Below are 15,169 nucleotides of genomic sequence, written 5' to 3' on the forward strand. Positions count from 1 at the left end.
GTTTTTGCAATTAAAATCACTAAATTGCAACTTAAACTTTAAATTGTTTTACACTGTACATGGCAGAAAAAGAAAATATAATATCCATCAATATAGAAGATGAAATGCGTGGTGCATACATTGATTATTCAATGTCTGTGATTATATCCAGAGCACTACCTGATGTAAGAGATGGGTTAAAACCAGTTCACCGGCGGGTGTTGTTTGGAATGGCTGAACTGGGGGTAAATTATAATAAACCTTATAAAAAGTCAGCAAGAATAGTAGGGGAAGTATTAGGTAAGTATCATCCACATGGCGATTCCTCTGTATACGATACGATGGTACGTATGGCGCAGGAATGGTCGCTCAGGTATCCCCTGGTAGACGGTCAGGGTAACTTTGGTTCAATAGATGGTGATTCTCCGGCGGCTATGCGTTACACCGAAGCCCGTCTAAAGCGCATTGCAGAAGAAATGCTGACCGATATTTACAAAGATACAGTTGATTTTCAACCAAACTTTGATGACTCCTTAACAGAACCATCCGTATTGCCTGGCAAAATACCTAACCTTCTGGTTAATGGCACTTCTGGTATAGCTGTCGGGATGGCAACCAATATGGCTCCTCATAACCTGACAGAGGTTATTGATGGAATAGTAGCCTATATTAATGACCCGGAAATTACCATAGCCCAGTTGATGGAGTTTGTAAAAGCCCCGGATTTTCCGACTGGAGGCACTATCTATGGCTATCAGGGGGTAAAATCGGCTTTTGAAACAGGCAGAGGCCGCATTGTTATGAGAGGAAACGCCACCTTTGATACAACGCCTACCGGCAAAGAGCAGATCATTGTTACTGAGATTCCATACATGGTGAACAAAGCCAGTATGATTGAAAAAACAGCACAATTGATCAATGAGAAAAGAATAGAAGGTATTTCCGATATACGGGATGAATCTGACAGGGATGGACTCCGGGTTGTATACGACCTAAAAAAAGATGCTGTGCCAAATGTGGTACTTAATAATCTGTACAACTATACCCAGTTGCAATCCTCCTTTGGTGTTAACAATGTTGCCCTTGTCAAAGGACGTCCGCATACACTTAATCTCAAAGAACTGATTAAGTATTATGTCGAGCACCGTCATGAAGTTGTTGTTCGCCGTACCAGATACGAACTGAAAGAAGCCCAGAAGCGTGCACATGTGTTGGTAGGATTGCTGATTGCTTTAGATAATATTGATAAGGTTATTTCGCTCATACGTGCTTCCCGTGATCCGGAAGAAGCTAAGTTTGCGTTAATGCGTGGCGAAGGCTTTGACACAAGCAGAGTGTTGAGCCAGTTAAATATGCTTTCTGCTTCCAACGAAATTACTCCATCTGATAATGGGCATTCCAGCACAGAAGGTAATATTTTGTCAGAAATTCAGGCCAAAGCCATTCTAGATATGCGTCTGCAAAGGCTCACTGGCTTGGAGAGAGATAAAATAGAGAAAGAGTTTGAAGAAGTATTAGCTTTTGTTAATTATCTGCAGGAAGTACTGGCCAATGAATCCTTACGGATGAAAATCATTACAGACGAACTGTTAGAGTTAAAAGAACGCTACGGAGATAAACGTAGAACCCAGATTGTGCTTGCGGCTGACGAGTTTACCATGGAAGACATGATAGCTGATGAGCCAATGGTTATCACTATTTCGCATGCTGGGTACATTAAGCGTACCCCATTGGTGGAATACCGTACACAGGGCAGAGGGGGCGTAGGTTCAAGGGGTGTTTCTACCAAAGATGATGACTTTACGGAGCATCTTTTTGTTGCTTCCATGCATAATTATCTGATGATTTTCACCGAAGGAGGTAAAGTGTTCTGGTTGAAGGTATATGCCATTCCGGAAGGTAGCAAAACCGCCAAAGGGCGTCCGATACAGAACTTAATACAGATAGATTCGGATGATAAAGTCCGTGCAGTAATCAATGTTAAAAACCTGGATGATGCTGATTATGTAAATAATAATTACTTGATCATGTGTACGCAGAAAGGGACTATTAAGAAAACTTCCCTGGAAGCCTACTCAAGACCCCGTCAGGCAGGAATAAATGCTATTACTATTAATGATGGAGATCGATTATTAGATGTAGCCCTCACAAATGGCAGCAATGATATAGTGCTTGCACTTCAGTCAGGCATGGCCATCCGTTTCGACGAATCCCGTGTGCGGCCGATGGGCAGAGTAGCAGCAGGTGTGAGAGGTATATCATTATCTGAACCAGATGATAAGGTAGTTGGTATGGTGTGTATCAACCGTTCCGATGCCCAGCTGCTGGTAGTATCTGAAAAAGGGTTTGGTAAACGTTCGTCTATCGAAGATTACCGGATAACTAACCGGGGCGGGAAAGGCGTTAAAACATTTAATATTTCCGATAAAACAGGATATCTGGTAGCTATTAAAGAAGTAACCGACTCTGATGAGTTGATGATCATTAATAAATCAGGTATCACTATCCGGATGGAAGTATCAGATTTACGGGTAATGGGCCGGGCTACGCAGGGTGTAAGACTGATCCGGTTGAACGAAAACGATGAAATTTCATCTGTTGCCAAGATTGAAAAATTAGAAGAATCCGTTGTTGCAGATGAGTTAACTAACAACACAAATACTAATGGCGTAAATCATGTATTGCCAGACGAAAATGAGTTATCACTGTCAGACGATGATTTGTCCGAAGAAGAATAAATAATTCCTTTTTACATCTAAACTTAAACTATTCAATTCCAAAACCTTTTATGAACATTATGAAAAAGCTTATTTTTTTAAGTTTGTTTAACCTGGCTGTAGTTGGCGCTTTTGCTCAGGGTGGAGCAGTTACAAGTGCAGTTTCCTTCCAGCAACAGGGAGTACTTGATAAAGCAAAGGAGCAGATTGACAAAGCTACGGTACATGAAAAGACCAAAACAAAAGCTAAAACTTGGTATTATCGTGGAGAAATATACAGAGGTATTGCATCTGATCAGACAGGCATGTACTCTAAACTGGATACCAACGCAACTATAGAAGCCTATGAAGCTTTTAAAAAGGCGGTAGAAGTAGAACCAGGAAGTTCATTTGCTAAAAAAGCAGAGGAAGGTTTAAAGCAAATGCACTTTTTTGCCGGTGCACACAAATACAAAAATGCCGATTATCAAAACGCATTAGCGTTGTTTAATTTAGCCAGTGCCGCTTCACCGCAAGACACACTGCCTTTGTTATATGCCGGTATTACAGCCCAGCAAATAAAAGACTATGATCAGGCAGCTAAGAATTTTGAGAAACTGATCGAAATAGGTACTACTATGCCTGATATCTATACAACTTTGGCATCTATTTACAGAAGCCAAAATAAAAACGATGAGGCATTAGAGGTATTGAAAAAAGGTACGCAGAAATTCCCTGAAGATAAAGCTTTAAAATCTGAAGAATTTAATCTTTACATTTCTACAGGTAAAACAGCTGAAGCCAAAGCTAATTTGGAAGAAGCTATGAAGCGCGAGCCAAACAATGCAACTTACTTTCTGAACTATGGTTTATTGTCAGAACAGACAGGGGAACCACAAAAAGCTCAGGATAGCTATAAAAAAGCATTGGAGATCGATCCTAATAACTTAGATGCAAATTTAAGTATGGGCGTATTGCATTATAATAAAGGTGCTGATATCAGCAAAAAATTGAATGCGATGGATCTAAAGCAGTATCAGAAAGACGGTAAAAAGATGGAAGATCAAATGAAAGTGCATTTCAAAGAAGCGTTGCCATTCTTTCAAAAAGCATATTCTATTGATCAGACTAATCTGACTGTGCTTCAACCTTTAGTAAGTATTTATAAAGTACTTGAAATGAAAGAAGACGAAGCTAAAATACAGAAGCAAATAGAATCTCTAAATTAATAGAAGAGGCTGCTAATATTTAGTTAACAAAAAAAGGCTACAACGTTGTAGCCTTTTTTTGTTAAGATAGAATAGAAATGGTTGGGGGAGATAAACCTAAAATAACTACTTAACATAATATAAATTATATAACAATAATATATAGTTTAATTAAGATCAAGTAACTCGTATATTACTATAATAGACCTTAGTATAAGGTAGCAGGTATATTAGCAATATATATATGATATATAAGTTCCTAATTTTGTAAGCTTATCTAAATACAAATCCATTTGGACCAATCGTTACATTAATAGAATCTAACGGAGCTCCAGTAGCAGTGTTAAATCTGATAACTTTTCCATCGCTTGAGAAACTTGCTTCAGCCCCGTATAAAATATCATCTACCGGATCAAGTCCAAGCCCATAAAATGATCTGCGGATTAATGGTGTAGCTGATAAAGTAGTTGAAGTAATATCATGTGTGTATACGGCACCAGCATAGGAATAATATAACCGTGATCGTTGGCCGTTAATCTGCAAATCTTCGGGTGAACTTATACTGGCAAACGCTAAGGTTAATTCAACAGCTTGGGTCGCAGGATTTAGCCGCACTAATGAGCCAGCTGTGCTAGCTATTTCATCTATATAATCTGGTGGATTGTTATCATACACTTTTTTCCCACCACACAATACCCAAAGCTTAACATTAGAATCAATTCTAAAATCTGACGGCGCATCGGCTACCGTAATATTTTTTTCAAAGGTTTCAGTAGATAAATTAATAACTGAAAGAAAATTCTCACCACTATTTGCTACATAAATTTTGTTATCAATAATGGCTAATTGTTCAGGAAGCTTGCCTACTTCAATGGTTTTTAGTACAGTGTTGCTTGTAAGATCTATCACAGCAACCCGGCCATTGGATGAAAAACTTACCCATTCAGATACATAGCCTTTGCCATTGAGGGCAATCATGTATCTGGGTAATGCCAGGTTTTCTATCACACCCAAGCTTTCAAAAGTACTGGCATTAACGACCTCTATTTTATTGCTATTGTTGCATACTATATATCCGGTATTATCTATCACTGACATCGATTGTACTACGTCGCCTCCTAATGGGCGCTTGTTCACCGTTTCAAAAAGTTTATTGGTTACTGATTGTGTTGTTTTATTATAGTAACTAATCTCCCCATTGGAGTTGTTGAAGCTACCTTCATTGATAATGAATACACCCCTCTCATACTCCCCTGCAGGTCCCCGATCACGGTCTTTTACACAACTGCTAAGCAAGAAAGCAAGCGCCAGCTGAAATTGAACAAGTCTGAATACTGTGTTTTTTTTGTACATAATAGGTTTAGTTAATCAGAAAGTTTATTGGAATTATTTGGTTTTGAATGAAAAAATAAGCTTAACCGCAGTTCTAGATTTCTGCCAGGCATGGGTCTGTTTTCCATATTCTGGTATAAAGTATTCGTCAGGTTATTTACCCGAGTGGAAAGTTCTACGGTGGTTTTGTGCCAGTAAAAAGATTTTGCAGCATACCAGTTAAGTAAGAAATAGGCGTTCAACCAGTCGGAATTACTATTATTTGTGTACCGGAAACCGGTGTAGGCTACATTGGTACCCAGTGAAAAACCTTTAAAAGTTACTAAACTATGAAGTGTGCCCGTATGTAAGGGAACATACATTAATTGTTTGCCAACCGTTTGGCCAGATAACTGGTAGGATTTACTAACGGTTGATTCAGTATAGGCATACATTGCACCTATAGAAGCATTCACCGTTGAAGCATCTATTATCCACTTCGTAGACAATTCAAACCCACGCGGTTTCACCTGCATTATATTAGTAGGTGACCAATACCCTTGAGAAGTTGGCAGCCACTGTATCCAGTTATCTACGTTCATCGTGTACACTGTGAGTTCAGACACAACCTTACCTCTTTTATGTTGCCACTTATGGAGTAAGCCCTGTTCGTAGCTTCTGCCATTTTCTGGCTTAATGTGCGGATTGCCCCCCTGTTGCCAGAACCGTTCATTTAAAGTAGGAACCCGGTAACTTCTAGCAACATTTCCTTTGAGGGACAAATTGTGTAGTTGGCTATTCAGCAAAAAGAATTGATATCCTGCAGATGGTGTAAAGGGTGGATTAAAGCCATCAACGAAAGCTTGCCTTAAGTTGAGGTTGATGTTGAGTCTGGGATGCAGGTGTAGCTTGGTAAGCAAAAAGGCACTTGAACGGGTTTCAGTTTTGGGTTGGCCGTACCCGTCAACCTGGGCATAAAACTGTTGTAGCTCTGCTCCCGCTTTAATGGTTACTTTATCTTTGAAGCTATATTCATGTTCAGCTTGCGATTGCAAGGTTTGAATAGCTGTTACTGATTGTACTTGATCTTCGGAATACTTGAGCTTCTCATCAAAAAAGGCTACCCGGATGGTAGTATTGCCCAACGTATGAAACGTATTCCATTCAGCGGATAGACGCAGATTTTTATCTAGTTGCGTAGCATTACGGTGGACAGCACCCATGGCAGGTGGAATGTGCCGGTAATTGTGAGTATACCATGCCCTAAGGGTTAGTAAGTTTTTGGAAGATAGCCAAGTTCCTACATCTTGTGTAAAACCATATTGTTGAAAGGAGGCATTTTCTTGTCTTTCGGTGGGCTTGCTGAATTTTGTAGTATTGCGAAAGGTAAAATTATTCTGGGCTTGCTGGTGAAATAGTTTTGTTTGTACAGACCATTTTAAATTGCTGAAGCCGGACTGAGCTGATGTGCTATAAAGCCCAAAGCTGCCAACTGTTTGTTGAATACCGGCAGCTACCCCTTTGCCGAATTGTAAGGGAGATGATAAAAGAATTGTTCCGCCAATGGCTCCAGAACCATAGGTTGTACTGCTATTTCCGTGTTGGATATCGACTATATCTGAAGAAAATACTGGGATTGTAGCAAAATCTGTTTGTCCATTCGAAGGCTGTATAATGTTAAACCCGTTCCATAGTACAGCTGTATGGGAAGCTGCTGTTCCCCTGAAAGAAATACTGGATAGCATACCTGGCCCATACGTTTTAAGATAAATTGGGGTGGCCATTTGTAAAACATCTGATAGGCTTCCTGTCCGGTACCAATGCAACGTGGTGGTGTCTAGGCCGGTTATTCTGCTTCCAGCTGAGTATTTTTCGGGACGTTTTGCCCGTACAATAATCTCTCTGATAGATTGAGTTTTAGCTATACTATCTATTTTTACTGTATGGTTCTGTGCATATACAAGCTGATTCTTGCTGAATAAAAAGCACAGGAAGCTTATGCCAATAAATAGAATACTTTTTTTCATGAATGAATTGAACTGAAACACTAAGCAGCATCCTACTTAGACTAATTCAAAACCATCAGAAAAAGCCAGCAAATAACAACAGGATCTAAGGTGATCGGTAGAGCCAGTACTTAGAAATGATTGTTACCTGATAACCTTTCACCCGAAAGTTCAGATACTAAGCAATTGGCAGGTCTCCTGGCTCACCATTTGTATCTGCCTTCCCATCCCCTTTAGGCGGAGAAAGTGGCTTAAAATAGATACAACAAATTGTTGGTTTACAGTTGCGGGGACAGCACAGGTATTACACCTGTTTCCCTATTAAGCATTACTACTGAGGTTTAATTCAATGGTTAATGCACCAATTACCCGGCAAAGGTAGATAAATTTCTTAAAGTATGAGAATGGATGTTTACTTTTATTCGTGCTGTTAGACTACCCAAAACAAAAAACTCCCCAGAGGAGAGTTTTTTGTTTGACAAAGCTAAGTAGTTAACTGTTTATTCGGGTTTATATTCAGTGAATGTTTTGTCAGAGTAAAAGATTAAAATCCGTTCAACCTTTCGTTTATCGTTTTCTACAGACTCTTCTGAGGTTGGTATTGGAATAGAGGTTTTTTCTTTACTTACTCCATTGGTTGAGGGTGCCGTATCTTTGGTTAGGATTGTTTTAGAAAGCGTTTGTACAGGCTGATCATCGGTCTCTTCTTCTAATTCATCGTCTTCTTCAAAAATCCATTCGCTCCCTAATTCCGGAAAACGCCTCACAATCTTCTGAATTATTTCAAGGCTGGGTTTATTTCTCCCGGAGAGTATATGAGAAATACTAGAACGTTGTACGCCTATCTCGTCTGCAAATCGAGAGGGAGACATGTCTTTCATTAACAAAATATTCTTTATTTTATTATTCATAATAGTAGAGTTAAAATGTTTACACAAGTATACAAATATTTATTTATAATTGTAACCATTTTAATTATTTATTTTTTTGTTTCAGTCATTATACAATACATATAAGTATACATATGTAAACTATTAGATATTGATGAGTTTTTACTTAATTAGTATATGCTCAAAAAGTTGTATACAGCTAAGCATAGTGCATACCCATTAAATTAATATACTTACTTATTTAAAATAAGAGCTTGTTTAAGCTTCTCAACAATTTGAAAAGTTGCAGGACAGATAAATGTATTCTGTAGGGTGAGAGGTAAAATTTGATAAAACTTTTTCCGGTTTGTATGCGGATATTCCCGGCAGGCCTGTGGACGGGATTCATAAACGATACAAGTATTGTCAGAGGTTAAGAAAGGGCAAGGAGCTACATTTAGCACATAATCATTTTCATTATCTATGTGCAGGTATTGGCTAATAAATTGTCCGGGTTTTTGGCGGAAATGTTTTGCCAGCCTTTCTATATCTTTGGAAGTAAAAACCGGGCTGGTTGTTTTACAGCAGTTGGCACAAGTAAGGCAATCGGTATGTGTGAAAACTTCCTCATGCAAATCCGCCATTATTGAGTCTAACTTAGCGGGAGGATTTTTCTTTAATTTTTTAAAATATTTCTGGGTACTTTCACTCGCTTTTTTTGCTCTTTCATTTAACTGCGTTAAATCCATACTAGCCATCAGTAATAAAAGGCAAATCTAGCAAGTTTCCGTTAACCTGCATAGAAAGAATTACTCTGGAAATTCATACTGAATTCCTTTATCCGTTATTCTTAGTAGCCCTTGCTTTAATAAACCACCCACCGCTTTTTTGAACGTTTTTTTGCTCATATATACTTTCTCGTAAATTTCCTGCGGACTGCTATTGTCATGAAGTGGCAAGAATCCATTGTTCTTTTTCAGGATAGTTAGTAATTCTGATTTTGCATCCTGTACTTCAGCATACCCTTTTTTACGGAGGCTTACATCCACTTTTCCATCTTCCCTCAATTTTTTTATGTAGCCTTTTGTCTGGTCGCCTACATATAAAGGACTGAATACTTCATTATGATAAAGTACCCCACTGTATTGTTGGTTAATGATTACTTTGATTCCCAGATCTGTAAATTCCCATACAAGCAAGTCTACTTCCTGATCTTCTGTTAAAGCCTGAGGTGCATCTGTACTTAAATATTTTTCAAGTCTAGCACTACAAACGACCCGGTCTGTTTTTTTATCCACATACACCCAAACCAGATAGCTCCTGCCAGGCATAAGTTTTTTGTTCTGTTCGGAGAAGGGCATAAATAAATCTTTTTCCAAGCCCCAGTCCAGGAACACGCCAAATGAAGTAGTATCAGTTACACGCAGACAGGCAAAGGAATCAGCGACGGCTAATGGTTTTTGTGTGGTAGCAATTAATCTGTCTTCTGAGTCCCTGTAAATGAATACTTCCAGCATATCGCCGATTTGTGTATTTTCCGGTATTTGTCTGACAGGTAATAAAATTTCCTCTGTACCAGCAGCCAAATACAAACCAAAGTCCAGAATTTTGATAACTTCCAGTTTTTGATAGTGTCCTACAGCAGGTTGTGTGCCCTTCATTCAAGAATTACAATAAGTATATTAAGTTTATTTTCGTCTGAAATGCTTAAGGAGCCGGGCCATCACGGCAAGTAGGTACCGAACTTTTGGGAGAGGAATAAGTAAAAATAGTATACTTATCGAAGGAAAATAAAGATATCCAGTATGTGTTATTTTCTAAAGAAGGGTTCACATCTGAAATTGGTGTGAACGTATTGAGAATAAAATACCCAAAGAGCCGGTCTATAAAGAAGAACACATCCATGAAAGGCTTACGTTTGTTTAAGCCCAACAAGCCGTTGCTGCATTCTACTATATATGTATCTGGCTGCAGTTTCATGATGGTTCTACGCGGTTGTCAAGTAAAAATATAAAATTATTTGGTAGAAGACTATTTTATTTATTAGATAATTGATTTATTGGTCAGAGTTACTTTATATACGTAATTCCAGAAGAAGAAGGTATTATGTAAGGTTTAAACTTTCTGAAACTTTACTTTTATTTAATCAATCAATTTTACTTACCAGATTTTAAAATTTATGAAACAAATAGCTGTTATAGGGAGTGGTACTATGGGGAATGGCATTGCGCATGTTTTTGCTTTAAAGGGATATAAAGTTTCCTTGATAGACGTTTCAACAATTGCTTTAGAGAAAGCTATTCAAACCATTAGTAACAACCTAGATAGACAAGTTACTAAACAACAAATCTCTGATCAGGAAAAAGCCAAAACCCTACATAATATACTTACGTTTACCCAGCTACCGGAAGGCGTGAAACAAGCTGACCTGGTTATAGAAGCAGCCACAGAAAAAGTAGAAATTAAGCTTAACATCTTCCGTGAACTGGATCAATATTGCAAACCTGAAGCTATTCTGGCATCTAACACATCTTCTATTTCAATTACAAAAATAGCTTCTGTTACCAAGCGGCCAGGCCAAGTTATCGGCATGCACTTTATGAATCCGGTTCCTGTCATGAAACTGGTAGAAGTTATCCGGGGATATGCTACCACGGATGAAACGGCAGCCACTGTTATGGAATTAGCAGTAAAATTGGATAAGGTGGCAACTGAAGTTCAGGATTATCCGGGTTTTGTAGCGAACCGAATATTAATGCCAATGATCAATGAAGCTATTTATACCCTCTATGAAGGGGTAGCAGGTGTGCAGGAAATAGATACAGTTATGAAGCTGGGTATGGCACATCCAATGGGTCCATTACAACTGGCAGATTTTATTGGCCTTGATGTCTGTTTATCTATATTGCAGGTACTTTATGAGGGGTTTGGCAATCCAAAGTATGCACCTTGTCCATTATTGGTAAACATGGTGCAAGCAGGTTTTACAGGTGCAAAAGTAGGTGAAGGGTTTTATCAATGGGAAAAGGGAAGCAAGGACTTAAAAGTTTCTAAACGGTTTTTATAAGGAAATACACCCACCGCAATATCATAAATGTGGTGGGTGTGTTTTTAAAGTTATACGGCTACATTGTTTTCGCGCAGTGCATCGTTCAATGAGGTTTTCAAATCGGTGCTCTCTTTTCTTTGCCCTATTATAAGTGCACATGGTACTTGATAATTTCCTGCCGGGAACTCTTTCGTGTAGCTTCCAGGAATTACCACACTCCTAGGAGGCACATACCCTTGATAAGTTACCGGCTCTTTACCTGTTACATCGATAATTTTAGAGCTTTTTGTTAAGATTACATTCGCACCAAGAACAGCCTCCTTCCCTACTCTTACGCCTTCTACAACAATACATCTGGAACCCAGAAAAACATTGTCTTCAATAATTACAGGAGCCGCCTGCACCGGTTCAAGGACACCTCCAATACCTACTCCCCCACTGATATGCACATTTTTACCCACTTGCGCACAGCTTCCAACGGTTGCCCACGTGTCTACCATGGTATTACTATCTACATAGGCTCCAATATTTACATACGAAGGCATAAGTATAACACCTTTGTTAAGAAAAGCACCATACCTGGCCGTGGCTGGTGGTACTACACGGACGCCAAGTTGTTTATACCCAGTTTTTAAGGCCATTTTATCATGATATTCGTATGGGGCTACTTCCATCACTTTCATTTGTTGTATGGGAAAATAAAGAATAATTGCTTTTTTTACCCACTCATTTATTTGCCAGTTCCCATCTTCTAATGGTTCAGCTACCCGTCTCACCCCTTTATCAAGTTCCTCAATGATTGTTTTAATGGCAATTTCTGTTTTTCTTTCTTTTAATAACTCTCTGTTTTCCCAGGCTTGATCAATAATTTCTTGTAATTCCATAAAAAAAGGTAATTAATAATTAGGTTTGTTTATGACTAAAATAAATTTGGTTATTGCTTCCATCCTTAAACCCATTGATGACCCCCGAATGTACGAAAAAATTGGTATTACACTTGCCGATTCTCAAAAGTATTCCGTCCACATCATTGGTTTTAAAAGCAAAAATGTCCCTGCCTATCCTAATATAAATTTTTATCCGCTGTTTGATTTTAATAGATTATCATTTCGCAGAATTTCTGCGTCGCTGAATATTTATAAAAACCTACTTAAACTAAAACCTGAAGTCATTATTATAGAAACACCTGAACTACTGATAGTTACAATATGGTACAAAATAATATATGGCTCTAAATTATACTATGATATTTTAGAGAATTACTACTACAATATTTTATATATTACCAGGTATCCGGTTTTTGCTAAATATATTTTGGGTTTTATTACCCGGGCGGTTGAGTATCTATCATCATATTTTGTAGATGGATTTATGCTTGCTGAAAAATGCTATCTGAGTGAACTACCCTTTCTCCGAAAAAAAATTGCAGTACTTGAAAATAAGGTTTCGCATTTATACAAAAGTTTAGATAATCCTAAAAAACAGTCTTGTTATCATTTGTTGTATAGTGGTACAATAGCAGAATCTTTCGGAATTTATCACGCCATTAATTTAGTTTCAAAGCTGAACAGATTGGATAAACGTTTTCACCTAACGATTATTGGCTACTGTGCTGATAAGAATGAATATAATCGTTTTAGTAAAACTATTGCCGATTTACCCTTTATACGTTTAATAGGTGGAGATTATCCTGTACCTCATTCAGAGATCATGGCCGCGATTCATACTGCAGATATTGGCCTAGTGCCCTATCTATATAACAGGTCTACAAAGGATAAAATGCCTACAAAATTGTATGAGTATACCCTTTATAAGGTCCCTATGTTAATACCTGGAAATCCATTATGGATAGAGTTCTGTAATGTATATAATAGTGCCTTAGATATAGATTACGATAGGGTTAATATAAAGGAATTACTTATGGCCATTCATTCAACAGGGTTTTATAGGTATTCAGTAAATAATGATACCCTTCTATGGGATAAGTCTATATTATTAGGTCTATTTAACTAAATTTGAGTTATTAAATATTACTATTATAGTTAGCAAAATTTTAACCAAAATACTAATTATATTAGCAAATATTTTAGTTATACTAAAATTTGTAGTATATTATTAATGCTAATATTTTATGCAAACTCTAAGCTTTACAGAAGAAAACTATATGAAGATAATATACAGGGCCTCTAAACTAAGTAGTCCTGGTAAAACTAAAGAAGTAACCACGAATGAAATAGCAGAGCTTACCGATACAAAACCTGCTTCGGTTAGTGATATGCTTAAAAAGCTAGCTGCCAAAGGACTAATAAATTATGTTAAATATCAAGGCGTAACTCTCACTACAGATGGTGAAGCTAAAGCATTACTGGTGATACGCAAACATCGGCTATGGGAGGTATTCCTAGTAGATAAACTGAATTTCAGCTGGGACGAAGTACATGATATAGCAGAACAACTAGAACATGTACAATCAGACGAGTTAGTAAGGCGCCTAGATCAATTTTTAGGATTTCCTGAATATGACCCTCATGGAGATCCTATACCTAATGAAAAGGGTGAGATGAACAGTAAGAAAAAAGTATATTTAATTAACATGAAAATTGGAGATAAATGCGATGTAGTGGGTGTGAAAGATACTTCTCCTTTATTCCTAAAATATTTAGATAAAATTGGACTGACCATTGGCGCTTATATCGAAATTACCGATAAAATTGAGTTTGATCAATCCTTAGAAATAAAAGTAAATAATGGTAGAACCATAATTATATCGAAAGAGATTGCAAATAATATTTATACATTAGATTAAAATAAGAAATGGTTTCCTATACTATTTAATGTATAGATGTTCACTACACAATAAGTGGAGCTTCTTCCCTATTTTGACATATCAAGATAGAGAAAATTAATAAAACAATGCACTGCTTAACATAAGATAGTTTATCACAACAAATTTTGATAGATAATACTAATTATTCAATTACTTTTCCTTAATGGGTAGTTTTTCCAACAGAATTTCTACACCCTCATCTATTCTACGTCTCAACTTATTTGGATTATCGGAAAGGGTTCCTTGAACTACACCTTCCCAAACAGGTTCAATTTTTCTCCGCATCAACCAAATCTACAGATACAGTTCCTGTTTTATATCTAGCTACTTCTACTTCTTCACTTTTCCATGAGTATCTGCGTTGGCCAATATAAACTGGAGCTTCCCGTATATCAGTTTTGCGGGTTTGCACCTTATCTTCAGTAACAATACCAATATTCACCCAGAGATCCGGCTCTTGCGCTTGTTGAAAACCTTTCGCTGATAATTCTCGGACAATCGCCTCTTTTAGCATCTGTATGCCTGGGTGATTTAATTGTGTCAAACTGTCGTTTTTTACCTGTATATCCATAAAATTGAAAGTTTTATAGGATTGAAGCTCAACGGTTGGATGCTTTCTGGTACTAACTACTTTTACTGGCGTACAATACTGAAATACAAAAAGGATCAACCCTAAAAAACAAAGTCTCTTACTCATCATGATGATTTTTTATAAATCCGACCGTTGTACACTATGAAGCTGTTTAAAGTTTATTAAGTTTAATAATTCTGCGTAAGAACAGCAGAGAGAAAGCCATCATATGAAAAGCAAGCCAAGTCTGAGTTAATACTTCAAAACGGATCAGCAGTGTCTTAAAACTGTCTAACCAAGCATTCGCTTGTTCAATGACTCCTCTTTTCTTATACAATTGTTCATCAAAGTAGCAATCAACAAGAGTCTCTTGACTGCTTCGCTTGTTGATAGCAATGTTAGCTTCTATTTTTTGCTGTGCACATTGTTTTCGTAATTCTTTACAATCAAATCCTGCATCTGCATTCATAAATACACCTTCTAAGTTGATTCCTGCTTGCTCTAATAGCAGACATAGACTTTTAAAGCATTCACTAATCTGATATAAATCATTGTGTTCTCCGCTAATAGGCTCACTACAAGCTAACATCAAGCCTTGATTATCAGCCAGAAAAAGCATATTAGTAGTCACAGCTTTTTTTCTTTTCTGATAA

At 37.5% G+C, this 15,169-nt stretch carries 14 protein-coding genes and 1 riboswitch; of the genes, 5 read left to right on the forward strand and 9 right to left on the reverse strand.

Annotated features, from left to right (window positions below; genetic code table 11):
- The first annotated feature begins 59 nt into the window (after positions 1-59).
- Together gyrA and Q0590_RS20945 are read left to right on the forward strand one after the other, a co-directional pair.
- Entirely contained in the window at positions 60-2,717 is a 2,658-nt protein-coding gene (gene gyrA, locus Q0590_RS20940) for a DNA gyrase subunit A (RefSeq protein ID WP_302039555.1), read from the forward strand.
- 59 nt (positions 2,718-2,776) lie between these two features.
- Positions 2,777-3,904 (forward strand): tetratricopeptide repeat protein, encoded by a 1,128-nt coding sequence (locus Q0590_RS20945; protein ID WP_302039556.1) that lies wholly within the window; start codon positions 2,777-2,779, stop codon positions 3,902-3,904.
- A gap of 252 nt (positions 3,905-4,156) precedes the next feature.
- Here the strand turns inward: Q0590_RS20945 and Q0590_RS20950 are convergent, their stop codons facing one another.
- The 6 genes from Q0590_RS20950 to Q0590_RS20975 form a co-directional block, all read right to left on the reverse strand.
- Complete coding sequence (locus Q0590_RS20950) at positions 4,157-5,236, reverse strand: DUF5074 domain-containing protein (RefSeq protein ID WP_302039557.1); 1,080 nt, start codon at positions 5,234-5,236, stop codon at positions 4,157-4,159.
- 11 nt (positions 5,237-5,247) lie between these two features.
- On the reverse strand, positions 5,248-7,221 hold the full coding sequence (locus Q0590_RS20955) for a TonB-dependent receptor (RefSeq protein WP_302039558.1): 1,974 nt from the start codon (positions 7,219-7,221) through the stop codon (positions 5,248-5,250).
- Positions 7,222-7,371: 150 nt separating this feature from the next.
- Positions 7,372-7,581: riboswitch (cobalamin riboswitch) on the reverse strand.
- Between the two features lie 119 nt (positions 7,582-7,700).
- Positions 7,701-8,072, reverse strand: coding sequence for a helix-turn-helix transcriptional regulator (locus Q0590_RS20960; protein ID WP_378411258.1), 372 nt, complete (start codon positions 8,070-8,072; stop codon positions 7,701-7,703).
- A 251-nt stretch (positions 8,073-8,323) separates the two neighbouring features.
- Positions 8,324-8,818, reverse strand: a complete 495-nt coding sequence (locus Q0590_RS20965; protein WP_302039560.1) for a YkgJ family cysteine cluster protein — start codon at positions 8,816-8,818, stop codon at positions 8,324-8,326.
- A 60-nt stretch (positions 8,819-8,878) separates the two neighbouring features.
- On the reverse strand, positions 8,879-9,730 hold the full coding sequence (locus tag Q0590_RS20970; RefSeq protein WP_302039561.1) for a CvfB family protein: 852 nt from the start codon (positions 9,728-9,730) through the stop codon (positions 8,879-8,881).
- Between the two features lie 46 nt (positions 9,731-9,776).
- The gene (locus Q0590_RS20975) at positions 9,777-10,049 is read right to left on the reverse strand and encodes a hypothetical protein (protein ID WP_302039562.1); all 273 of its coding nucleotides are present in this window, start codon (positions 10,047-10,049) and stop codon (positions 9,777-9,779) included.
- Between the two features lie 199 nt (positions 10,050-10,248).
- Here Q0590_RS20975 and Q0590_RS20980 point away from each other — a divergent pair, with 199 nt between their 5' ends.
- Positions 10,249-11,136, forward strand: a complete 888-nt coding sequence (locus tag Q0590_RS20980) for a 3-hydroxybutyryl-CoA dehydrogenase (RefSeq protein ID WP_302039563.1) — start codon at positions 10,249-10,251, stop codon at positions 11,134-11,136.
- Between the two features lie 50 nt (positions 11,137-11,186).
- Here Q0590_RS20980 and Q0590_RS20985 read toward each other — a convergent pair whose 3' ends face one another.
- On the reverse strand, positions 11,187-12,002 hold the full coding sequence (locus Q0590_RS20985; protein ID WP_302039564.1) for a 2,3,4,5-tetrahydropyridine-2,6-dicarboxylate N-succinyltransferase: 816 nt from the start codon (positions 12,000-12,002) through the stop codon (positions 11,187-11,189).
- Between the two features lie 31 nt (positions 12,003-12,033).
- Between Q0590_RS20985 and Q0590_RS20990 the strand changes: the two genes are divergently transcribed.
- Positions 12,034-13,131: a glycosyltransferase family protein gene (locus Q0590_RS20990; RefSeq protein WP_302039565.1), complete on the forward strand. Its 1,098-nt coding sequence runs from the start codon at positions 12,034-12,036 to the stop codon at positions 13,129-13,131.
- Positions 13,132-13,249: 118 nt separating this feature from the next.
- Positions 13,250-13,924 carry a metal-dependent transcriptional regulator gene (locus tag Q0590_RS20995; RefSeq protein ID WP_302039566.1) on the forward strand — a complete coding sequence of 225 codons (675 nt, stop codon included), beginning with the start codon at positions 13,250-13,252 and terminating at the stop codon, positions 13,922-13,924.
- Between the two features lie 289 nt (positions 13,925-14,213).
- Here the strand turns inward: Q0590_RS20995 and Q0590_RS21000 are convergent, their stop codons facing one another.
- Positions 14,214-14,645 (reverse strand): DUF4136 domain-containing protein, encoded by a 432-nt coding sequence (locus tag Q0590_RS21000; RefSeq protein ID WP_366970479.1) that lies wholly within the window; start codon positions 14,643-14,645, stop codon positions 14,214-14,216.
- A 43-nt stretch (positions 14,646-14,688) separates the two neighbouring features.
- The coding region (locus Q0590_RS21005) for a transposase family protein (RefSeq protein ID WP_302039567.1) at positions 14,689-15,169 on the reverse strand (481 nt) is incomplete at its 5' end.

Origin of the sequence: Rhodocytophaga aerolata (genome assembly GCF_030503435.1) — a bacterium.
GTDB lineage: Bacteria > Bacteroidota > Bacteroidia > Cytophagales > 172606-1 > Rhodocytophaga > Rhodocytophaga aerolata.